The organism is Escherichia sp. KTE114 (assembly GCF_000407765.1).
Lineage (GTDB): Bacteria > Pseudomonadota > Gammaproteobacteria > Enterobacterales > Enterobacteriaceae > Escherichia > Escherichia ruysiae.
In genome coordinates, this window is sequence record NZ_KE136626.1 from 3284082 (window position 1) to 3306225 (window position 22144).

19 protein-coding genes are annotated in these 22144 nt (G+C 50.3%); 8 read left to right on the forward strand and 11 right to left on the reverse strand.

Features of this window, described 5'->3' with window-relative positions:
• From rsxC to blr, 6 genes are all read right to left on the reverse strand, one after another.
• On the reverse strand, window positions 1-2072 hold a 2072-nt coding region (gene rsxC, locus WC5_RS05575), incomplete at its 3' end, for an electron transport complex subunit RsxC (protein WP_016231692.1).
• Window positions 2065-2643, reverse strand: coding sequence for an electron transport complex subunit RsxB (gene rsxB / locus WC5_RS05570; protein ID WP_000991799.1), 579 nt, complete (start codon window positions 2641-2643; stop codon window positions 2065-2067). The genes rsxB and rsxC, both read right to left, overlap by 8 nt.
• Window positions 2643-3224, reverse strand: coding sequence for an electron transport complex subunit RsxA (gene rsxA, locus WC5_RS05565; protein ID WP_000133181.1), 582 nt, complete (start codon window positions 3222-3224; stop codon window positions 2643-2645). Before rsxA ends, rsxB begins: the two co-directional genes overlap by 1 nt.
• A 76-nt stretch (window positions 3225-3300) precedes the next feature.
• Window positions 3301-3741, reverse strand: coding sequence for a DUF2569 domain-containing protein (locus WC5_RS05560; protein ID WP_010352892.1), 441 nt, complete (start codon window positions 3739-3741; stop codon window positions 3301-3303).
• Window positions 3742-3827: 86 nt separating this feature from the next.
• Complete coding sequence (gene ydgT, locus WC5_RS05555) at window positions 3828-4043, reverse strand: transcription modulator YdgT (RefSeq protein WP_000126621.1); 216 nt, start codon at window positions 4041-4043, stop codon at window positions 3828-3830.
• A 272-nt stretch (window positions 4044-4315) separates the two neighbouring features.
• Window positions 4316-4441, reverse strand: a complete 126-nt coding sequence (gene blr / locus WC5_RS0122575) for a division septum protein Blr (RefSeq protein ID WP_032147885.1) — start codon at window positions 4439-4441, stop codon at window positions 4316-4318.
• A gap of 241 nt (window positions 4442-4682) precedes the next feature.
• Between blr and WC5_RS05550 the strand changes: the two genes are divergently transcribed.
• Window positions 4683-5723 carry an oxidoreductase gene (locus WC5_RS05550; RefSeq protein WP_001282509.1) on the forward strand — a complete coding sequence of 347 codons (1041 nt, stop codon included), beginning with the start codon at window positions 4683-4685 and terminating at the stop codon, window positions 5721-5723.
• Between the two features lie 67 nt (window positions 5724-5790).
• Here WC5_RS05550 and add read toward each other — a convergent pair whose 3' ends face one another.
• The 3 genes from add to malX all read right to left on the reverse strand — a co-directional run bounded on the left by add (window position 5791) and on the right by malX (window position 9670).
• Window positions 5791-6792 carry an adenosine deaminase gene (add, locus tag WC5_RS05545; RefSeq protein WP_000567524.1) on the reverse strand — a complete coding sequence of 334 codons (1002 nt, stop codon included), beginning with the start codon at window positions 6790-6792 and terminating at the stop codon, window positions 5791-5793.
• Between the two features lie 103 nt (window positions 6793-6895).
• Window positions 6896-8068 carry a bifunctional maltose regulon transcriptional repressor/cystathionine beta-lyase MalY gene (gene malY, locus WC5_RS05540; RefSeq protein WP_000459419.1) on the reverse strand — a complete coding sequence of 391 codons (1173 nt, stop codon included), beginning with the start codon at window positions 8066-8068 and terminating at the stop codon, window positions 6896-6898.
• Window positions 8069-8077: 9 nt separating this feature from the next.
• Complete coding sequence (malX, locus tag WC5_RS05535) at window positions 8078-9670, reverse strand: PTS maltose transporter subunit IICB (protein WP_000125486.1); 1593 nt, start codon at window positions 9668-9670, stop codon at window positions 8078-8080.
• A 174-nt stretch (window positions 9671-9844) separates the two neighbouring features.
• Between malX and malI the strand changes: the two genes are divergently transcribed.
• From malI to uidC, 6 genes are all read left to right on the forward strand, one after another.
• Complete coding sequence (malI, locus tag WC5_RS05530; RefSeq protein WP_000179524.1) at window positions 9845-10873, forward strand: mal regulon transcriptional regulator MalI; 1029 nt, start codon at window positions 9845-9847, stop codon at window positions 10871-10873.
• A 111-nt stretch (window positions 10874-10984) separates the two neighbouring features.
• Window positions 10985-11752 carry a 7-alpha-hydroxysteroid dehydrogenase gene (gene hdhA / locus WC5_RS05525; protein ID WP_000483368.1) on the forward strand — a complete coding sequence of 256 codons (768 nt, stop codon included), beginning with the start codon at window positions 10985-10987 and terminating at the stop codon, window positions 11750-11752.
• Window positions 11753-11983: 231 nt separating this feature from the next.
• On the forward strand, window positions 11984-12571 hold the full coding sequence (gene uidR, locus WC5_RS05520) for a DNA-binding transcriptional regulator UidR (protein ID WP_000369705.1): 588 nt from the start codon (window positions 11984-11986) through the stop codon (window positions 12569-12571).
• Between the two features lie 371 nt (window positions 12572-12942).
• Window positions 12943-14754 (forward strand): beta-glucuronidase, encoded by a 1812-nt coding sequence (uidA, locus tag WC5_RS05515; protein WP_000945893.1) that lies wholly within the window; start codon window positions 12943-12945, stop codon window positions 14752-14754.
• Window positions 14751-16124 carry a glucuronide transporter gene (gene uidB / locus WC5_RS05510; protein WP_001075880.1) on the forward strand — a complete coding sequence of 458 codons (1374 nt, stop codon included), beginning with the start codon at window positions 14751-14753 and terminating at the stop codon, window positions 16122-16124. The genes uidA and uidB overlap by 4 nt, the downstream gene beginning before the upstream one ends.
• A gap of 38 nt (window positions 16125-16162) precedes the next feature.
• Window positions 16163-17428, forward strand: coding sequence for a glucuronide uptake porin UidC (gene uidC / locus WC5_RS05505; RefSeq protein WP_001227003.1), 1266 nt, complete (start codon window positions 16163-16165; stop codon window positions 17426-17428).
• Window positions 17429-17472: 44 nt separating this feature from the next.
• On the opposite strand, the gene WC5_RS05500 is transcribed toward uidC, so the two are convergent.
• Both WC5_RS05500 and manA read right to left on the reverse strand, forming a co-directional pair.
• The gene (locus WC5_RS05500) at window positions 17473-18981 is read right to left on the reverse strand and encodes a YdgA family protein (RefSeq protein WP_001043388.1); all 1509 of its coding nucleotides are present in this window, start codon (window positions 18979-18981) and stop codon (window positions 17473-17475) included.
• A gap of 99 nt (window positions 18982-19080) precedes the next feature.
• Window positions 19081-20256 (reverse strand): mannose-6-phosphate isomerase, encoded by a 1176-nt coding sequence (gene manA, locus WC5_RS05495; RefSeq protein WP_001170652.1) that lies wholly within the window; start codon window positions 20254-20256, stop codon window positions 19081-19083.
• Between the two features lie 198 nt (window positions 20257-20454).
• On the opposite strand from manA, the gene fumB reads away from it, so the two are divergent.
• A complete protein-coding gene (gene fumB, locus WC5_RS05490; protein WP_000066640.1) occupies window positions 20455-22101 on the forward strand; it encodes a class I fumarate hydratase in 1647 nt (548 codons plus the stop codon).
• The last annotated feature ends 43 nt before the right edge of the window (window positions 22102-22144 follow it).

A 22144-nucleotide genomic window follows, 5' to 3' on the forward strand; every position in this document is an offset into this window, starting at 1 on the left:
ATAGCGGCTTCAACGGCGGCCTTGCGCGGATCGACCTGTTCTTCTGGTTCTGCGTTTGCCTGCTGCTGTTCCAGTTTGCGTGCTTTGGCGCGGGCGATAGCAGCTTCAACGGCGGCCTTGCGCGGGTCGACCTGTTCTTCTGGTTCTGCGTTAGCCTGCTGTTGCTCCAGCTTACGTGCTTTGGCGCGGGCAATAGCGGCTTCGACGGCGGCTTTGCGCGGGTCAACCTGTTCTTCTGGTTCTGCGTTAGCCTGCTGCTGCTCCAGCTTGCGTGCTTTGGCGCGGGCGATAGCGGCTTCGACGGCGGCCTTGCGCGGGTCAACCTGTTCCTGCGGCGATTCGTTAGCAGGTTGTTGTTCCAGCTTGCGTGCTTTCGCTCGAGCAATTGCGGCCTCTACTGCCGCTTTACGTGGATCAGCAACGCTTGCGGTGTCGTTAGTTTGCTGCAATTCTGCCTGTTTTGCTCTGGCTTGTGCTTTACGGGCTTCCCGTGCCGCAATAATCGCGCTGTTATCCGGGCGTTCGCCCGCTTTAATCACAATCGGTTGCGTGGCCTGAGCTTGTTTTTCTTTCACACGTGCCAGTGCGGCAGCAATCGCATCTTTGTCTTTGGCTGCCGGTTGAACTGCTGCGCTCTTATGTCGTTCAAGACGCGCAGCTTTTTCGCGTTCCAGGCGTGCCTGACGAGCTTCAAAACGCGCTTTAGCTTCTGCGGCGCGTTTCTCTTCCTGACGAATGGCGGCAATCTCGGCTTTTTCCTGACGGAAATATTGCACCAGGGGAATATTACTCGGGCAAACCCACGCGCAGGCACCGCATTCAATGCAGTCGGCAATGTTATGCGTGGTGGCTTTGTCGTGCTGTTGACCTTTGCTGAACCAGTACAACTGCTGCGGCAAAAGATCCGCAGGGCAGGCATCGGCACAGGCGCTACAGCGGATGCAGCTTTGTTCTTCCTGTGGTTCGCCCAGTTCACTGGCGGACGGAGCTAACAGGCAGTTGGTGATTTTGACTACCGGTACATCCAGCCACGGTAAGGTAAAGCCCATCAGCGGGCCGCCCATAATCACCATTTGATCGGCAGAAGGGCAGAATCCGGCATCGTTCAATAAATGACGCACCGGCGTACCCAGACGCGCCCAGACGTTGCCCGGACGAGCAATCGCTTCGCCGGTCAGCGTCACCACGCGCTCGGTAATCGGTTCACCATCGATTACTGCGCGTTTTACTGCGTAAGCCGTACCAACGTTTTGCATTAACACGCCGATATCCGATGAGCGACCGCCGTGCGGTACTTGTTTCCCGGTCAGGATGTACGTTAGCTGTTTGGCGCCGCCGGAAGGATATTTGGTTGGAATCACCCGCAGAGAAATATCGTGAGAATCCGCCAGCACCGCGCGAAGCATGGAGATCGCCTGAGGTTTGTTATCTTCAATACCGATAAGGATTTCGCGCGGCTGTAGGATATGCGCAAGAATGCGAATGCCTTCTACGACCTGAGCAGCGCAATCCTGCATCAGACGGTCATCAGCGGTAATATACGGTTCGCACTCGGCTGCGTTAATAATCAAGGTTTCGATTTTATCGCCGCCGCCCTGCAATTTAACGCCTGTCGGGAAGCCTGCACCACCCAGCCCGGCGACGCCAAACTGATGAATGCGTTCAATTAATTCTTCCCGGCTGCGTGAGCGGTAATCAGCCCAGCCGTCACGTGGGAACCAGCAATCTTCACCATCGGCATCAATAATCACGCTTAATTCAGCTAAGGCTGAAGGATGAGCCGTCGAGTGGGGTGCAATAGCCGTAACCGTGCCAGACGTTGGCGCGTGAACCGGCAGCATTTTGCCGCGACCACGGGTAAGCGGCTGACCGCGCAATACTTTATCGCCGACGTTAACACACAGCTCACCTTCAGCACCAATATGCTGTTTCAGTGGCATGACAAAACGCTGCGCCAATGGAACCTGGCGCAGGGGAGTACCGTTGGACTGAGTTTTCATCTCCGGTGGATGGATGCCGCCGTTGAAATCCCAGATTTTATTTTTTTTGAATGCAGAGAATAACTTAAGCATGGTGTTCCACGGGAATAATGCGCACGGGAATGGTGTTCAGATCCCATTTCCAGGAGTCAGGCGTTTCTGCGACCGGTTGCAACGAGATGCAGTGCGTCGGGCACGGGTCAACGCATAAATTGCAGCCCGTACAGAGATCACTCATTACCGTATGCATGGCACGGGTAGCGCCAACGATGGCGTCTACCGGACACGCCTGAATGCACTTGGTGCAGCCAATACAGTTATTTTCATCAATAACCGCCACCATCCGCGCAGGCGTCAACTCTTGCGCATCGCCATCCAGCGGCTGCGGCTCGACATTAAGCAGTTCGGCAATTTTTAGCATTACAGCTTCGCCGCCAGGGGCGCAGCGGTTGATTTTTTCACCGTTACAGCTGATGGCTTCCGCATACGGGCGACAGCCAGGATAACCGCACTGCCCACACTGGCTCTGCGGTAAGATTTCGTCAATTTTCTCAACGACCGGATCGTCTTCCACCGCAAAACGGCGGGAGGCATAACCCAGAATGGCGCCAAACGCCAGACCCAGCAGGCTCACGGCGGCAACGGCAATCCAGATAGCATTCATTACAACTTCACCAAACCACTAAAGCCCATAAAGGCCAGAGACATAAGACCTGCGGTAATGAGAGCAATGGCATTACCGCGAAAAGGTGCCGGGACATCAGCCACAGCAAGGCGTTCGCGAATGGCGGCGAAAAGCACCATCACCAGCGAGAAGCCGACAGCAGCAGAAAAACCGTACAGTGCCGACTGCAAGAAATTGTGTCCGAGATTGATATTCAGCAATGCCACGCCGAGCACCGCACAGTTGGTGGTGATAAGCGGGAGAAAAATCCCCAGCAGTCGGTAAAGCACCGGGCTGGTTTTACGTACCACCATCTCGGTGAACTGCACGACCACGGCAATCACCAGAATAAAGGCCAGGGTGCGCAGGTAAATCAGATCGAGTGGGATCAAAATCCACGTGTCGATAAGCCAGGCGCAAATAGACGCCAGCGTCATCACAAATGTTGTTGCCAGCCCCATGCCCATTGCGGTTTCCAGCTTTTTGGAAACGCCCATAAACGGGCAAAGCCCCAGAAACTTGACCAGTACAAAGTTATTGACCAGTACAGTTCCGACAAACAGTAACAGGTAGTCAGTCATTTTTCGGCCTGAAATAAAAAAGCCGCCTATTATCCGTTAATCCAGAGCAGGCGACAACAGGTTAACTGTAAGGTTATTACGGATTCACAAACGTCGCTTTCACCCGCGACGAGCGTTTGAAATAGGGGACGATCAATGCGGTTGCCAGCAAAGTAAACAGCAACTGGCGAACGGCGACACCATCTTCAACTGGCGAAAACGCGAAGGCTTTAACCGCCAGTAATACGGAAATCAGTAACCAGATAATATAGTGTTTAGGAACACAACGCCGACGTTTAAAGAATGCGATAGTTAACCACAAGGTGTAATACCACATGGCAATGGCGGTAATAAACGAAACGCCCCATAAGATTTGCGTCGTTAGTGTTTGTTCCCCGAGCGTTTTAAATGTTTGAGGAGAGGATAACGCTGCACAGTACAGCAACAACGCCAGCGTCGTACTCAATAGGGCGACTAACAGCCAGGCTAACGGGCCAAGCAACCAGCCTCCAATACGTTGTGGCGTTGTGGTGGTCATACGTTCTCCAGAATAGCGACAGCAAACAGGCAAATCTAATTTTAGGGGCGTTATTATAAGGCTTTTATAACCGATCGCTACTTTCTTTATTGAACATAGTGCCAGACGGACTTTGGAACCTGGCCAAGGTCAAACAATCGACCGCCAGAGACCAGTTCAGCACGGCGGTGATCGGCTGCGCGATACATATTGATAATATCCTGATCGTCCGTCAGGGTGTAATTAAGGTGGTCGTAGAGTTTTTCCAGACTTTCGAGAGAATTGATTTTACGAAACTTTAATAAGTATTCCTGAGCAGTCATAAAAGATCCATAAAATAACTAATACCAAAGTGGTAGGTATTATATGTTATGATAAAATTTCACCAGCGGTGAACGCTTTTGCAATAACAATAATAAAAATGCGCTGATGGCAAATATTCAGGGATGAAATACTGCTAATAAAAGAGTAACGCGCTTTACTATCCCTGACAATCGTCAACTCCACCGAGCAAGATAATAAATTCCTGGTTTAAATACCTGTCAAGTTAAAACATGCACCCGGATGGCTGCATGTTGTCTTGCAAACGCAGAGATTACTTGTGTTGCACCGGGGTACTCTGTTCTGGCGGCTGGTAGTTGTCAATGTGACTCGCCACGCCAAGAAGAATGACTGAAACAACAAGAACGATCCAACCTGTTAATTCAATAAGACGATTCATTACTGCCCACATCTATGTTGATTGATCCATTAACTAAGGCCGTAAATGTTACTTAGCAATAATTGCTCCAGCAAGATTTTTACTGATGTTTTTGCGATATTTATCTTTTCCCTTCGGAAAATTAGCTATTTTTTTGACTTAAGTTAAATAACATCCCTTATTGCAGGCAGGTTATTAAACTGTTGAGAGAGGGTAAAGGATAGTGTCAAATAGCAATCATACTTCAATGAGAGGCAATGACATGAGCGACAACATCCGTGTTGGGTTGATTGGGTACGGTTATGCGAGTAAAACCTTCCATGCGCCCCTGATTGCGGGCACGCCCGGGCTGGAGCTGGCAGTTATCTCCAGCAGTGACGAAACAAAAGTAAAGGCCGACTGGCCAACGGTTACGGTTGTCTCTGAACCGAAGCATCTCTTTAATGATCCCAATATTGACCTGATTGTCATTCCTACGCCCAACGATACTCATTTTCCGTTAGCGAAAGCGGCGCTGGAAGCGGGTAAACACGTAGTCGTTGATAAGCCCTTTACCGTGACGCTGTCACAAGCGCGGGAGCTGGATGCGCTGGCAAAAAGCCTTGGACGCGTGTTGTCCGTGTTTCATAACCGTCGCTGGGACAGCGATTTTCTGACGCTGAAAGGATTACTTGCGGAAGGTGTGCTGGGTGAGGTTGCTTACTTTGAGTCACATTTTGATCGTTTCCGTCCGCAGGTACGCGATCGCTGGCGTGAACAGGGCGGTCCTGGCAGCGGTATCTGGTACGATCTGGCACCGCATCTGCTCGATCAGGCCATTACGTTGTTTGGCTTACCTGTCAGCATGACCGTGGATTTAGCACAGTTACGCCCAGGAGCGCAGTCGACCGATTATTTCCACGCCATTTTGTCCTATCCACAGCGGCGGGTTATTTTACACGGCACTATGCTGGCAGCGGCAGAGTCGGCGCGTTATATCGTTCATGGCTCTCGCGGCAGCTATATTAAATATGGTCTCGATCCACAGGAAGAACGCTTGAAAAATGGCGAGCGTCTGCCACAAGAGGATTGGGGCTACGATATGCGTGACGGCGTACTTACCCGCGTTGAAGGTGAAGAACGTGTCGAAGAAACACTGCTGACGGTGCCGGGAAATTATCCGGCTTACTATGCTGCCATTCGTGATGCGTTGAATGGCGATGGAGAAAATCCGGTTCCGGCAAGTCAGGCAATCCAGGTAATGGAGCTGATTGAGCTGGGCATTGAATCCGCCAAACATCGCGCGACGCTGTGTCTGGCGTAAATAATGTAGACATTCTTGATGAGTTTAATGCCTGATACGACGCTTACGTGTCTTATCAGGCATGTTCTTATCTCGCTGCTACTTTTTCTTTCAGTGCGCGTTTTTCCTCTGCGCTGAGGAAAGCCATTTCCAGACCATTAATCTGCGCCTGGCGGATTTGCTCGCGGGATAACCCAGCAGCCGGCGCGGCAACGGTATATTCGTGAATGATATCCACACCCTGTACGCCTGGATCGTCAGTGTTAATGCTGGCACAAATACCATGCTCAAGGAACGTTTTCAGCGGATGTGCCGCCAGAGACGCTACGGTGCTGGTCTGAATATTTGAGGTCAGACAAGATTCAATACCAATTTGCTGTTCAGCGAGGAAATCCATCAGCGCCCGATCTTCAATGGCTTTTACGCCATGTCCAATACGCTGCGCCCCCAGTTCACGAATAGCCTGCCAGATGCTTTCTGGCCCGGCGGCTTCGCCTGCATGGACAGTAATATGCCAGCCTGCATCACGCGCGCGATTGAAGTGAGAAAGGAACAGACTCCCCGGGAAACCAAGCTCATCACCGGCTAAATCCAGTGCGGTAATCTGATCGCGGTGAGCCAAAAATGCTTCCAGCTCTTGCTGACAGGCGGCTTCGCCAAAGGTTCGGCTCATAATACCGATAAGTTTCGCCTGCACGCCAAAGGTGCGGCAGCCTTCACGTACGCCATCAATGACTGCTTCAACGACGCCTGCGACAGGCAACTGATGCGCCATCGCCATGTAACCCGGCGAAAAACGCAGTTCAACATAGTGCAGGCCATTACGGGCGGCATCTTCTATATTTTCAAACGCCACGCGACGGCAGGCGTCGAGCGTGGCAAGAACTTTAACGCCCCAGTCGAGTTTGGTCAGAAAGCTAACCAGATCGGGTTCGTTGGCGATGACCTGAACGTGAGGGATCAACGTTTCCAGGGATTGTGCAGGAAGCGAGATATTATACTGGCGGCCAAGTTCAAGGATGGTCTGGGGACGAATGTTGCCATCAAGGTGGCGATGGATATCGGTTAATGGCAGGGTGGTATCAATCATGGTCGCACTCTTTTTCTGTATATAAAAGTGCGCACCATTATAAAAACAAAACCGGGTGAAAATCTACGATTGCGCAACGATTATTTACGTTGCGCAATCGTAATCAACGTACAGTTCGGATGGCGTTAATCAAACCGGCAACACCTTTTTCCAGTTTTGAACGCGGGCATCCTGCATTGAGACGAACAAAGCCACGACCCTCTTCACCGTAGGTATATCCCGGCATGATCGCTACTTTTTCTTGCTTAATCAGGGCTTTTTGCAATGCGTTGTCGTCTATATTTAACGGACGTAGATCAAGCCAGGCAAGATAAGTGGATTGTGGGATCTGCCAGTTGAGTTCCGGGAACGCTGCATTCATCGTATTTGCGATATATGTCAGATTGTCTTTCAGATAGACACGTAAGGCATCCAGCCACGGCGCGCCTTGTTGATAGGCGGCAATATGGGCGGTAAGCGCCAGTACGGCTGGTGAGGACAATCCATCACGACCTTTCAGTGCCGATAAATACGCCTCGCGACTATCGCTATTTTCAATGATGCCGTAGGCTCCGGTCAGAGCGGGTATGTTGAAGCTTTTTGAGCCTGAGGTCAGCAGCGCCCAGTTTCCGCGCGCCACGTTACTCCAGGGAATATGCGGTTGCTCGCCCCATACCATATCCATATGGATTTCATCGGAGATAACGCGCACATCATGCCGCTCGCACAGGTCTGCCATTATCTCCAGTTCGTCACAACTCCAGACCTTACCGGTGGGGTTCTGCGGGCTACACAGGAGCATAATTTTACACTCCGGTTTTGCCAACACCGCTTCCAGTTTGGTCATATCGCAAAACCAGCCGTCTGCCCGTTTCTCTAAAGCAACGGGCATCACGGTGCGCTGATTACCTTCGATGGCTTTGTAAAATGCGTCGTAAGCTGGGGTATGGATCACTACACCTTCACCGACAGCAGACCACTGGCGAATCAATTCCGACACCATATAGATAACAGAAGGACCATAAACCACCGACTGCGTATCAATGGCGGTGTTATGCTGGGTGGAGAACCAGTGGGCAATAGCCGCGAGAAACTCATCGTTTTTCCAGCGGCTGTAGCCAAATACACCGTGCATCAGGCGTTGATTAAGCGCCCCGATAATGCAGGGGGCGGTGGCAAAATCCATGTCTGAAATCGTGAACGGTAACAGGTCAGCAGTGCCGAAACGGTCAGCGACATAGTCCCACTGTGTACACCATGTTCCATGACGATCCACGACCTTTGAAAAATCGAACATATTTTATCCTTATGCCTGAACAGTACGCATCAGACCAGCCATTTCGTCTTTTACAGACTGAACTTGCGGCCCGATAACAACCTGCAGGTTATGTTGATTAAGTTGTACTACGCCAATTGCCCGATTGTCCTTTAGCGCCTGCACATTAACAAGCGACATATCTTTCACTGACAAACGCAGGCGGGTAATGCAGTTATCCAAGCTGACAATATTGTCGGCACCGCCTAAGGCTTCGAGAATTGCCGGAACGTTGTAACCTGATTTACCCGGCGCACCAGCAACGGCTTTTTCGATTGAGCTGGCAACTTCACTGTCGCGCCCCGGGGTTTTCAGATTGAAGCGGGTGATAGCGAAACGGAAGATGACGTAGTAAACGACAAACCAGATTGCCGCCACCACTGGCACCATGTACCACTTAGTCGACAGGCCATGCAAAATACCGAACACCACAAAGTCGATGATATTGCCGTCGGTATTACCGATGGTGACGCCGAGAACAGACATGACGGTGAAGCCGAGGCCGGTTAACAGCGCGTGGATGACGTACAGAACTGGCGCTACGAACAGGAACAGAAACTCCAGCGGTTCGGTAGTGCCGCCAACAACACAGGCGATCAGGCCAGAAATCAGCAGACCTTTAATTTTATGACGGTTTTCCGGGCGAGCACAGTGATACATGGCTAATGCAGCACCTGGCAGACCGCCGAGGAATGCAGGCATTTTACCCTGGGAGAGGAAACGCGTGGCGCTTTCAGAGAAACCGTGAGTGGTCGGGCAGCTTAATTGCGCCTGGAAGATGGTGAGTGCGCCGCTGACGGTTTGTCCACAGACTTCCTGCGTGCCGCCCGCGTCGGTAAAGCGAATTAATGCCACCAGAATGTGATGCAGACCAAACGGCAACAGCAGACGTTCACCCGTACCAAACAGCATAGGTCCGAAATCACCCGCGCTGTTGATCATATGACCTAAGCCGCTAATACCCATGGCAAAAATCGGCCAGACTAACGGAATCACCAGACCGACAAGACCCATCACCAGCGAGGAGATAATTGGCACGAAGCGCGTACCGCCGAAGAATGCCAGCGCATCCGGCAGGCGGATATTATGGAAACGCTCATGCAGCATCCAGACGATAATACCGGCGATCACCGCACCGAGGATCCCGGTGTCGATCGACTGGATCCCAAGAATGCTCTGGATGTTATTGGCTTTCAGAACGGCTGCATCGGTGGTTGGCAGAATGCCTTTATTGGTCAACCAGAAGTTAACCGCCAGGTTCATTACCGCATAACCCACGAAACCAGCGAACGCCGCTACGCCTTTGTTCTCTCGCGCCAGTCCTAGCGGGATCGCAATACAGAACATCACCGGCAGAAAGCTAAAAGCGAACGAGCCAATTTTACTCATCCAGGTAAAGATAGCCTGCAACACGGGGTTACCCAATGCCGGGATGAGGGTGATGACATCATGGCTACTAAGGGAACTACCAATCCCTAACATAATTCCGCAGAACGACAGTAATGCGACGGGTAACATAAAGGTTTTGCCTAACTGCTGGAAAAATTCCCACAGCGTGACTTTCGGTGCTGCTTTCGCCGTCATAAAACGACTCCTTGTTAAGAACAGTCTGGATTCAATAAATTGCGCGAGAAGATAAAACGTTTTATCAAACTTTAGTGAGGCATGAATCACATTACGCGACGATAATAGCGGGTATAAGATAAATTAAAGGTAAAACGTTTTATCTGTCACAAAATCAGGGAGTAGGTCATCTGTATGGCTACCGCCAAAAAAATCACCATTCATGATGTTGCGTTGGCTGCGGGAGTATCGGTCAGTACCGTTTCGCTGGTACTTAGCGGAAAAGGACGGATATCTACCGCTACGGGGGAACGGGTTAACGCAGCTATTGAAGAGCTGGGATTTGTGCGTAATCGCCAGGCGTCGGCACTGCGCGGCGGGCAAAGCGGCGTCATTGGTTTGATCGTGCGTGATTTATCTACGTCATTTTACGCTGAATTAACGGCCGGATTGACGGAAGCTCTGGAGGCGCAGGGGCGGATGGTTTTTTTGCTTCACGGCGGTAAAGACGGCGAGCAGTTGGCACAGCGGTTCTCACTGTTGCTCAACCAGGGCGTCGATGGTGTAGTGATTGCCGGTGCGGCGGGAAGCAGCGATGGCCTGCGGCGGATGGCAGAAGAAAAAGGTATCCCGGTGATTTTCGCTTCCCGTGCCAGTTATCTTGATGATGTCGATACGGTTCGCCCGGACAACATGCAGGCTGCACAGTTGTTGACGGAGCATCTCATTCGCAATGGACATCAGCGTATCGCCTGGCTGGGAGGGCAAAGTTCTTCATTAACCCGCGCGGAGCGGGTGGGGGGATACTGTGCGACATTATTAAAATTTGGCCTGCCGTTTCACAGCGATTGGGTACTGGAGTGCGCTTCCAGCCAGAAGCAAGCTGCGGAAGCTATCACGGCACTTTTGCGCCGTAACCCGACTATCAGCGCCGTGGTTTGTTATAACGAAACTATTGCGATGGGGGCATGGTTTGGTTTGCTAAAAGCAGGGCGCCAGAGCGGGGAAAGCGGAGTCGATCGTTACTTTGAGCAACAGGTTTCGCTGGCGGCATTTACCGATGCGACGCAAACCACACTTGATGACATACCCGTTACCTGGGCAAGTACACCTGCGCGGGAACTTGGTACAACACTTGCGGATCGCATGATGCAAAAAATCACCCATGAAGAGACGCATTCACGTAATCTTATTATCCCCGCCCGGCTCATTGCGGCGAAATAATCCTCTCTTTATCTGCTATACCTGGTAGTGTCCTTTCCTCAAGGTTAATGATAAAAAATGTGGCACACAGGCGGTGCCTTTTATTTTTACTGAAGTTCACAGGAGGTTTATGTGTTTAATTCTGACAACCTGAGACTCGACGGAAAATGCGCCATCATCACCGGTGCGGGTGCAGGTATTGGTAAAGAAATCGCCATTACATTCGCGACAGCAGGTGCATCTGTAGTGGTCAGTGATATTAACGCCGATGCAGCAAATCATGTTGTTGATGAGATTCAACAACTGGGTGGTCAGGCATTTGCGTGGCGCTGTGATATTACGTCCGAACAGGAATTATCCGCTCTGGCAGACTTTGCCATTAGTAAGTTGGGTAAAGTGGATATTCTGGTTAACAACGCTGGTGGCGGTGGTCCTAAGCCATTTGATATGCCAATGGCGGATTTTCGCCGCGCTTATGAACTGAATGTCTTTTCTTTTTTCCATCTTTCACAACTCATTGCGCCAGAAATGGAAAAAAATGGCGGTGGCGTTATTCTGACTATCACTTCCATGGCGGCAGAAAATAAAAATAAAAACATGACCTCGTATGCGTCCTCTAAAGCTGCGGCCAGTCATCTGGTCAGGAATATGGCGTTTGACCTGGGTGAAAAAAATATTCGGGTGAATGGTATTGCGCCGGGAGCAATATTAACGGATGCCCTCAAATCCGTTATTACACCAGAAATCGAACAAAAAATGTTGCAACACACGCCAATCAGACGTCTGGGCCAACCGCAAGATATTGCTAATGCGGCGTTGTTCTTGTGTTCACCCGCAGCCAGCTGGATAAGCGGACAAATTCTCACTGTCTCCGGCGGTGGGGTACAGGAACTCAATTAATTCGAATAAACCGGAAAACAACGCAACTCAGCGTTGTTTTCCGGTGCTGATGGGTTATCAGAAAAATGTCTCCATCTCGCTACTGGTTGCCACATTTCGATTGTTGGTTGACCAATTATCGTGTGAATAATACTCGAATGCGGGGGGCTTCGCACATTTGACCTGCAATGTTAGGCGCTTGCATAGCAAAGCGGTAAACTACTTATTCACGCTAACTATAATGGTTTAACGATGGATAACATGCAGACTGAAGCGCAACCGACACGGACCCGGATCCTCAATGCTGCCAGAGAGATTTTTTCAGAAAATGGATTTCACAGTGCCTCGATGAAAGCCATCTGTAAATCTTGCGGCATAAGCCCAGGAACGCTCTATCACCATTTCATTTCTAAAGAAGCCCTGATTCAGGCGATTATCCTTCAGGATCAGGAGAGGGCGGTGATCCGCTTCCGCGAACCTATCGAAGGGATTCATTTCGTTGACTATATGGTCGAGTCGATAGTGTCTCTCACTCATGAAGCCTTTGGACAAAGGGCGCTGGTGGTCGAAATTATGGCGGAAGGGATGCGCAATCCACAGGTCGCCGCCATGCTAAAGAATAAGCATCTGACGATTACGGAGTTTATCGCCCAGCGTATGCGCGATGCCCAGCAAAAAGGTGAGATAAACCCTGACATCAACACGGCAATGACCTCTCGTTTACTGCTGGATTTGACCTATGGCGTACTGGCCGATATCGAAGCCGAAGACCTGGCGTGTGAAGCGTCATTCGCCCGGGGATTACGCGCGATGATTGGCGGTATTTTAACCGCATCCTGATTCTGTCTTTTCGCGGGTCGGTGAAGACTGGCCTGCTTAATCCTGCATAGAAACTCTTTCCGTTTCGTCACAAAACCACCGTTAACACATACACAGTGGCCATATGACACGTAAATTTATCATTTAAAATCTATTCGAATGAACGTTCGATTGCTTATTTTGTGGCTTCTGTCAACGCTGTTTTAAAGATTAATGCGATCCGTATCACGCTGTGGGTATTGCAGTTTTTGGTTTTTTGATCGCGGTGTCAGTTCTTTTTATTTCCATTTCTCTTCCATGGGTTTCTCACAGATAACTGTGTACATCACAAAATTGGTTAACTAATCAGATTAAAGGTTGACCAGTATTTTTATCTTAATGAGGAGTCCCTTATGTTACGTCCTGTAGAAACCCCAACCCGTGAAATCAAAAAACTCGACGGCCTGTGGGCATTCAGTCTGGATCGCGAAAACTGTGGAATTGATCAGCGTTGGTGGGAAAGCGCGTTACAAGAGAGCCGGGCAATTGCTGTGCCGGGCAGTTTTAACGATCAGTTCGCCGATGCGGATATTCGTAATTATGTGGGTAACGTCTGGTATCAGCGCGAAGTCTTTATACCTAAAGGTTGGGCGGGGCAGCGTATCGTGCTGCGTTTCGATGCGGTCACTCATTACGGCAAAGTGTGGGTAAACAATCAGGAAGTGATGGAGCATCAGGGGGGATATACGCCGTTTGAAGCCGATGTCACGCCATATGTTATTGCCGGGAAAAGTGTACGTATCACCGTTTGTGTGAACAACGAACTGAACTGGCAGACTATCCCGCCGGGAATGGTGATTACCGACGAAAACGGTAAGAAAAAGCAGTCTTACTTCCATGATTTCTTTAACTACGCCGGGATCCATCGTAGCGTAATACTCTACACCACGCCGAACACCTGGGTAGACGATATCACCGTGGTGACGCATGTAGCGCAAGACTGTAACCACGCGTCTATTGACTGGCAGGTGGTGGCAAATGGTGATGTCAGCGTTGAACTGCGTGATGCGGATCAACAGGTTGTTGCAACAGGACAAGGCAACAACGGAACCTTGCAAGTAGTGAATCCTCACCTCTGGCAACCGGGTGAAGGTTATCTCTATGAACTGTACGTCACAGCCAAAAGCCAGACAGAGTGCGACATCTATCCACTGCGCATCGGTATCCGGTCAGTGGCAGTGAATGGCGAACAGTTCCTGATCAACCACAAACCGTTCTACTTCACTGGTTTTGGTCGCCATGAAGATGCAGATTTACGCGGCAAAGGGTTCGATAACGTGCTGATGGTGCACGATCACGCATTAATGGACTGGATTGGGGCTAACTCCTACCGTACCTCGCATTACCCTTACGCTGAAGAGATGCTCGACTGGGCAGATGAACATGGCATCGTGGTGATTGATGAAACTGCAGCTGTCGGCTTTAACCTCTCTTTAGGCATTGGTTTCGAAGCGGGCAACAAGCCGAAAGAACTCTACAGCGAAGAGGCAGTCAACGGGGAAACTCAGCAGGCGCACTTACAGGCGATTAAAGAGCTGATTGCGCGTGACAAAAACCACCCAAGCGTGGTGATGTGGAGTATTGCCAACGAACCGGATACCCGTCCGCAAGGTGCACGGGAATATTTCGCGCCACTGGCGGAAGCAACGCGTAAACTCGACCCGACGCGACCGATCACCTGCGTCAATGTAATGTTCTGCGACGCTCACACCGATACCATCAGCGATCTCTTCGATGTGCTGTGTCTTAACCGTTATTACGGTTGGTATGTCCAAAGCGGCGATTTGGAAACGGCAGAGAAGGTACTGGAAAAAGAACTTCTGGCCTGGCAGGAGAAACTGCATCAGCCGATTATCATCACCGAATACGGCGTGGATACGTTAGCCGGTCTGCACTCGATGTACACCGACATGTGGAGTGAAGAGTATCAGTGTGCATGGCTGGATATGTATCACCGCGTCTTTGATCGCGTCAGCGCCGTCGTCGGTGAACAGGTATGGAATTTCGCCGATTTTGCAACCTCGCAGGGCATTTTGCGCGTTGGCGGTAACAAGAAAGGGATCTTCACCCGCGACCGCAAACCGAAGTCGGCGGCTTTCTTGCTGCAAAAACGCTGGACTGGCATGAACTTCGGTGAAAAACCGCAGCAGGGAGGCAAACAATGAATCAACAACTCTCCTGGCGCACCATCGTCGGCTACAGCCTCGGTGACGTCGCCAATAACTTCGCCTTCGCAATGGGGGCGCTCTTCCTGTTGAGTTACTACACCGACGTCGCTGGCGTCGGTGCCGCTGCGGCGGGCACCATGCTGTTACTGGTTCGGGTATTCGATGCTTTCGCCGACGTCTTTGCCGGACGAGTGGTGGACAGTGTAAATACCCGCTGGGGAAAATTCCGCCCGTTTTTACTCTTCGGTACTGCGCCGTTAATGATCTTCAGCGTGCTGGTATTCTGGGTGCCGACCGACTGGAGTCATAGCAGCAAAGTAGTGTATGCATATTTGACCTACATGGGCCTCGGGCTTTGCTACAGCCTGGTGAATATTCCTTATGGTTCACTTGCTACCGCGATGACCCAACAACCGCAGTCCCGCGCCCGTCTGGGCGCGGCTCGAGGAATTGCCGCTTCGCTGACCTTTGTCTGTCTGGCTTTTCTGATAGGACCGAGCATTAAAAACTCCAGCCCGGAGGAGATGGTGTCGGTGTACCATTTCTGGACGATTGTACTGGCAATTGCCGGGATGGTGCTTTACTTCATCTGCTTCAAATCGACGCGTGAGAATGTGGTACGGATCGTGGCACAGCCGTCATTGAAGATCAGTCTGCAAACGCTGAAACGGAATCGTCCGCTGTTTATGTTGTGCATCGGTGCACTGTGTGTGCTGATTTCGACCTTCGCGGTCAGCGCATCGTCGTTGTTCTATGTTCGCTATGTGCTGAATGACACCGGTCTGTTTACTGTGCTGGTACTGGTGCAAAACCTGGTCGGTACAGTGGCGTCGGCACCGCTGGTGCCAGGGATGGTCGCCAGGATTGGTAAAAAGAATACTTTCCTGATTGGCGCTCTGTTGGGAACCTGCGGTTATTTTCTGTTCTTCTGGGTTTCCGTCTGGTCACTGCCAGTGGCGTTGGTCGCGTTAGCCATCGCTTCAATTGGTCAGGGCGTTACCATGACCGTGATGTGGGCGCTGGAAGCTGATACCGTAGAATACGGTGAATACCTGACCGGCGTGCGAATTGAAGGGCTTACCTATTCGCTATTCTCATTTACCCGCAAATGCGGCCAGGCAATAGGAGGTTCAATTCCCGCCTTTATTTTGGGATTAAGCGGATATATTGCGAATCAGGCACAAACACCGGAAGTTATTATGGGGATACGCACATCAATTGCCTTAGTCCCTTGCGGATTTATGCTACTGGCATTCGCTATAATCTGGTTTTATCCGCTCACGGATAAAAAATTCAAAGAAATTGTAGTTGAAATTGATAATCGCAAACAAATGCAGCAGCAATTAATCAGCGATATCACTAATTAATATTCTATAAAAATAATCAGAACATCAAAGGTGCAACTATGAGAAAAATAGTGGCCATGGCCGTTATTTGCCTGACGGCTGCCTCTGGCCTTACCTCTGCTTACGCCGCGCAACTGGCTGACGATGAAGCGGGACTACGCATCAGACTGAAAAATGAATTACGCCGGGCCGACAAGCCCAGTGCTGGTGCGGGAAGAGATATTTACGCGTGGGTACAGGGAGGATTACTCGATTTTAATAGTGGCTATTATTCTAATATTATTGGCGTCGAAGGTGGAGCATATTATGTTTATAAATTAGGTGCTCGCGCTGATATGAGTACCCGGTGGTATCTTGATGGTGATAAAAGTTTTGGCTTTGCCCTGGGGGCAGTAAAAATAAAACCGAGTGAAAATAGTTTGCTTAAATTAGGCCGCTTCGGAACAGATTATAGTTATGGCAGTTTACCTTATCGTATTCCGTTAATTGCTGGCAGTTCGCAACGTACATTACCAACTGTTTCCGAAGGGGTATTAGGTTATTGGGCTTTAACACCTAATATCGAACTGTGGGGAATGTGGCGCTCAAGAGTATTTTTGTGGACCGACTCAACAACCGGTATTCGTGATGAAGGGGTGTATAACAGCCAGACGGGGAAATACGATAAACATCGCGCACGTTCTTTTTTAGCCGCCAGTTGGCATGATGATACCAGTCGCTATTCTCTGGGCGCATCGGCACAGAAAGATGTTTCCAATCAGATACAAAGTATTCTGGAGAAAAGCATACCCCTCGACCAGAATTATGCTCTGAAAGGAGAGTTGCTCGGCTTTTATGCGCAACTCGAAGGCTTAAGTCGTAATACCAGGCAGCCCAATGAAACGACGTTGGTTAGTGGACAATTGACCTGGAGCACGCCGTGGGGAAGTGTATTTGGTAGTGGTGGTTATCTGCGTCATGCGATGAATGGCGCCGTGGTGGACACTGACATTGGCTATCCTTTTTCATTAAGTCTAGATCGTAACCGTGAAGGAATGCAGTCCTGGCAATTGGGCGTCAACTATCGTCTAACCCCGCAATTTACGCTGACTTTTGCGCCGATTGTGACCCGTGGTTATGAATCCAGTAAACGAGACGTGCGGATTGAAGGCGCGGGCATCTTAGGTGGTATGAACTATCGGGTCAGCGAAGGGGCGCTACAAGGGATGAATTTCTTTCTTGCCGCCGATAAAGGGCGGGAAAAGCGCGATGGCAGTGCGCTGGGCGATCGCCTGAATTACTGGGATGTGAAAATGAGTATTCAGTATGACTTTATGCTGAGGTGAGAAAAAACGCCGGAGAGAAAACCCTCCGGCGTTTTGGCAGTGAATTACTGTTGCGGAATGGCTGGTACAGCCGGAACGTTTAATGCTGGCATTGCAAACATACCAACAAAATCTTCCAGCGGCATTTTCTGGCCATTCAACGTGATCTGACCGTTAGCATATTGCAGGCTGGTGGTGATGGTATTGTCCTGCAAGGTGGTCAGACGGAACATCTGACCCATTGCTGATGCACCTTCAACTTGCTGTTTTGCCAGTTTTTTAGCTTGATCTTCCTGATAACCTTCCAGCTTCGCTACCTGGGTCATCAGTTCAGTTGCCATATCAACCGGAATGGTCAGTTTTGCCTCCAGAGACTTAACCGAGCGGTCTACTTCCTGCGCTAGCGTTTGCGGCGCTTCTTTAGTCGTTGCCGGATCTTTCAGGAACAGCGACAGATTCAGCGCACTTTCACCCTGACTGTTTTTCCAGCTTAACGGAGCGACAGTTATCACCGGATCGCCTTTCAACATCAGTGGCAGGGCGCTAAAGAAGGCTTCTGTCACTTTCTCCTGATAAAGTTCGGGATTGTTGGCAATCTCTGGCTGTGCCAGCAGTGCCTGAGTTTGCGCGTTATATTGCTGGCTAAACTGATGCCAGGCTTCGCCATCAATCTGACCGACTTTTAAAGTCAGCTTGCCGCTGCCCAGATCCTGATTCTGTACCTTCAGGCTATTTAGCGAATAATCCAGTTGGCTATTGATCGTTTTACCGTCATTGACCAGGTCTGATTTACCGCTGATCTCCATGCCTTCCAGCAGTGCCAGTTCTTTGCCTTCCACCGAAATGGTCATTTTTTCCAGTGACAGTTTTTGGTTGCCCACGCGCTCACCAAAACTTGCCAGCGTGCTGGAACCGTCAGTTTTCAGATTATTAAAGGTCAACTGTACTTTCTGGTTGTATTCGTTAACCGCATCTACCCGACCGCTTTGCGCCTCCCCGGAAAGGGAGATAGCTTTGCCGTCTCTGTCTGCATTTAACTGGAATTCACCGCCGCTAAAGGCGACTTTTTCATCTTTTTGCTCGTAATTCAGTGGCTTGAGAGAGATATCTGAGCTGGAATCACCGCTGTAACCAATGCGGGAGTTAATCTCAAAAGGTGTTTCTCCTTTTGCCATATCAAACAGTGGCTTGCTCACATTGTTGTTGACAAGCGTGGTTTGAATCGATGCCATCGATGGGATCAGGTTCAGTTTTTTAAGCTGGGCAAGGGGGAAGGGACCATGATCAACCGATTCGTTGAAGATGACGCTCTGACCACTTTTAATCCACGGATTTTCTTTCCCGGCAACGGGTTTCACCACCAGTTGTAACTGGCTGCTGAACACGCCGCGATGATAGTTTTGATAACTCACTTCCAGGTTGGATTCAGGAGCCGTCAGCTTAAGTTGCGCATTCGCCTGCGCGACCATGTCTTCGAGATGGGTTTCTATTTTCTTGCCTGTGTACCATGCGCCGCCTGTCCAGACTACGCCGAGCGCAACAATGACGCCTACCGCTACCAGCGATTTATTCATAGTGATTATCCATAAAATGAAATCAGGCGGACTGGCCGCCTGAAGTGTTATAAGCCTTTAATAAGCTTAGCAAGAGATGTTAATTTTTTCAGTAAGCTCTTACAGCTTGTTGTAAACACGGGCTAAACGTCCGTGGCCTTTCACTGTCACCGGTGTCTCGTTGGCGGCAATAAACGCTGACTCACCCGGTTTAAGCTGTAACTGTTGAGAACCTTTACACAGAGTTGCTTCGCCTTCAACGCAGAACAAAATGGCGGCACTTTGCTGGCTGATGGTGGTTTCGTTATCGCTAAGGTCATGCAGCGAGAAGGCAAAATCATCCACCGGAATCGGGAAGTCCAGTTCTGCACCTTGCTTCACCGGCTGGGTCAACAACTGGTTAGCTGGTTTGGCTTCGAACTTCACGTTGGCAACCAGCTCAGGAATATCAATGTATTTAGGCGTCAGACCCGCACGCAGCACGTTATCGGAGTTCGCCATCACTTCCAGCGCCACGCCTTGCAGGTAGGCGTGCGGTGTTTCAGCGAACAGGAACATCGCTTCGCCAGGGTTCAGTTTCACCACATTCAGCAACAGCGGGGAGAACAGACCGCTGTCATCCGGGTAAAATTCAGAAATTAAACGAATCGTTTGCCATGGTTCGCCCTGTTGGCTGTCGAGTGCCGATTTTAAAATCGCCAGCGCGCGGGATTTTTCTTCACTCTGCATATTCAACAGGCTGGCGAACAGTTCGCTTAAACGTTCGGCATCAGGCTGTTGTAAAAAGTGAGCAATTGCCGGATGTGCACCTGCGACCGGCTGGAGCAGGGAGACAATCTCGGAGAACTCACGAAACGCGTTCATCGCGAGGAATGGTGTCAGCGCAAAAACCAGCTCCGGCTTGTGGTTAGGATCTTTATAGTTACGCTCGGCGGCATCCATCGGAATACCTGCGGCATTTTCTTTGGCGAAACCGATTTCAGAATTGTGTTTGTTCGGATGAACCTGAATGGAGAGCGGCTGTGCTGCGCATAATACTTTGAACAGGAAAGGCAGTTCGCCAAAGCGTCTGGCAACGGCCTCTCCAAGCAGAGTCGATTTATCACTCTCAATCACATCACGCAGTGAAACGATATCTCCTGCGGCATTGTGCACACGGGAACTGCTTTTCGGATGTGCCCCCATCCACAGCTCGGCCATCGGCTGGCTGGACGGATTTTCCATACCATAAAGTTCAGTCAACGCCGTTTTGCTGCCCCAGGCATAGTTTTGCACTGAGTTAATGAGTTTTTGCATGATCAATCCCTGTTTAAATGTGGAAATTAATCCCGCTATTAAAGCAAGAATCCTACGGGAAGTAACCTGGAGCCGCAAAAAGTCGTACTAGTCTCAGTTTTTGTTAAAAAAGTGTGTAGGATATTGTTACTCGCTTTTAACAGGGCAACGGAACACCCGCCCAGAGCATAACCAAACCAGGCAGTAAGTGAGAGAACAATGTCAAACAAACCCTTTCATTATCAGGCTCCTTTCCCACTCAAAAAAGATGATACCGAGTATTACCTGCTGACCAGCGAACACGTTAGCGTATCTGAATTTGAAGGGCAGGAGATTTTGAAAGTCGCGCCAGAAGCGTTAACTCTGCTGGCGCGTCAGGCGTTTCATGATGCGTCATTTATGCTGCGTCCGGCTCACCAACAACAGGTGGCCGACATTCTGCGTGACCCGGAAGCCAGCGAAAACGATAAATATGTGGCGCTGCAATTCCTGCGAAACTCCGATATCGCGGCAAAAGGCGTTCTGCCAACCTGTCAGGATACCGGCACCGCGATTATCGTTGGTAAAAAAGGGCAGCGCGTATGGACAGGTGGTGGCGACGAAGCGGCTTTGGCTCGCGGTGTCTATAACACCTATATCGAAGATAATTTGCGCTACTCGCAAAACGCGCCGCTGGACATGTATAAAGAGGTGAATACCGGCACCAACCTGCCAGCGCAGATCGATCTTTATGCCGTTGATGGTGACGAGTACAAATTCCTCTGTATTGCCAAAGGTGGCGGTTCGGCAAACAAAACGTATCTTTATCAGGAAACCAAAGCGTTACTGACGCCGGGGAAACTGAAAAATTATCTGGTTGAGAAAATGCGCACGCTGGGGACGGCGGCCTGTCCTCCGTATCACATTGCGTTCGTTATTGGCGGAACTTCTGCGGAAACTAACCTTAAAACGGTAAAACTGGCTTCCGCTAAATATTATGACGAACTGCCAACGGAAGGGAATGAGCACGGTCAGGCTTTCCGCGATGTGGAGCTGGAAAAAGAATTGCTGATCGAAGCGCAAAATCTTGGTCTGGGGGCGCAGTTTGGTGGTAAATACTTCGCTCACGATATCCGCGTGATTCGCCTGCCGCGTCATGGCGCATCCTGCCCGGTTGGTATGGGCGTTTCCTGTTCCGCTGACCGTAATATTAAAGCGAAGATCAACCGTCAGGGGATCTGGATCGAAAAACTGGAACATAATCCAGGCAAATATATCCCTGAAGAATTGCGTAAAGCGGGAGAAGGCGAGGCGGTGCGCGTAGACCTTAATCGTCCGATGAAAGAGATCCTTGCTCAGTTGTCGCAATATCCTGTTTCTACGCGATTGTCGCTTAACGGTACTATCATCGTCGGTCGTGATATCGCCCATGCCAAACTGAAAGAGCGCATGGACAACGGCGAAGGGCTACCGCAATACATCAAAGATCACCCGATTTACTACGCGGGGCCGGCAAAAACGCCGGAAGGTTATGCCTCCGGTTCTCTTGGTCCAACAACCGCCGGACGGATGGATTCTTATGTCGATCAACTGCAAGCGCAGGGCGGAAGTATGATCATGCTGGCGAAAGGCAACCGCAGCCAGCAGGTGACGGATGCCTGTAAAAAACACGGTGGCTTCTACCTCGGTAGTATTGGCGGCCCGGCGGCAGTGCTGGCGCAGGGTAGTATTAAGAGTCTGGTATGTGTTGAGTATCCTGAACTGGGAATGGAAGCTATCTGGAAAATCGAAGTGGAAGATTTCCCGGCGTTTATTCTTGTGGATGATAAAGGAAATGACTTCTTCCAGCAGATACAGCTCACGCAGTGCACCCGCTGCGTGAAATAAACAGAGCCGTCCTTCGGGGCGGCTTTTTTACATGGCACGAAAG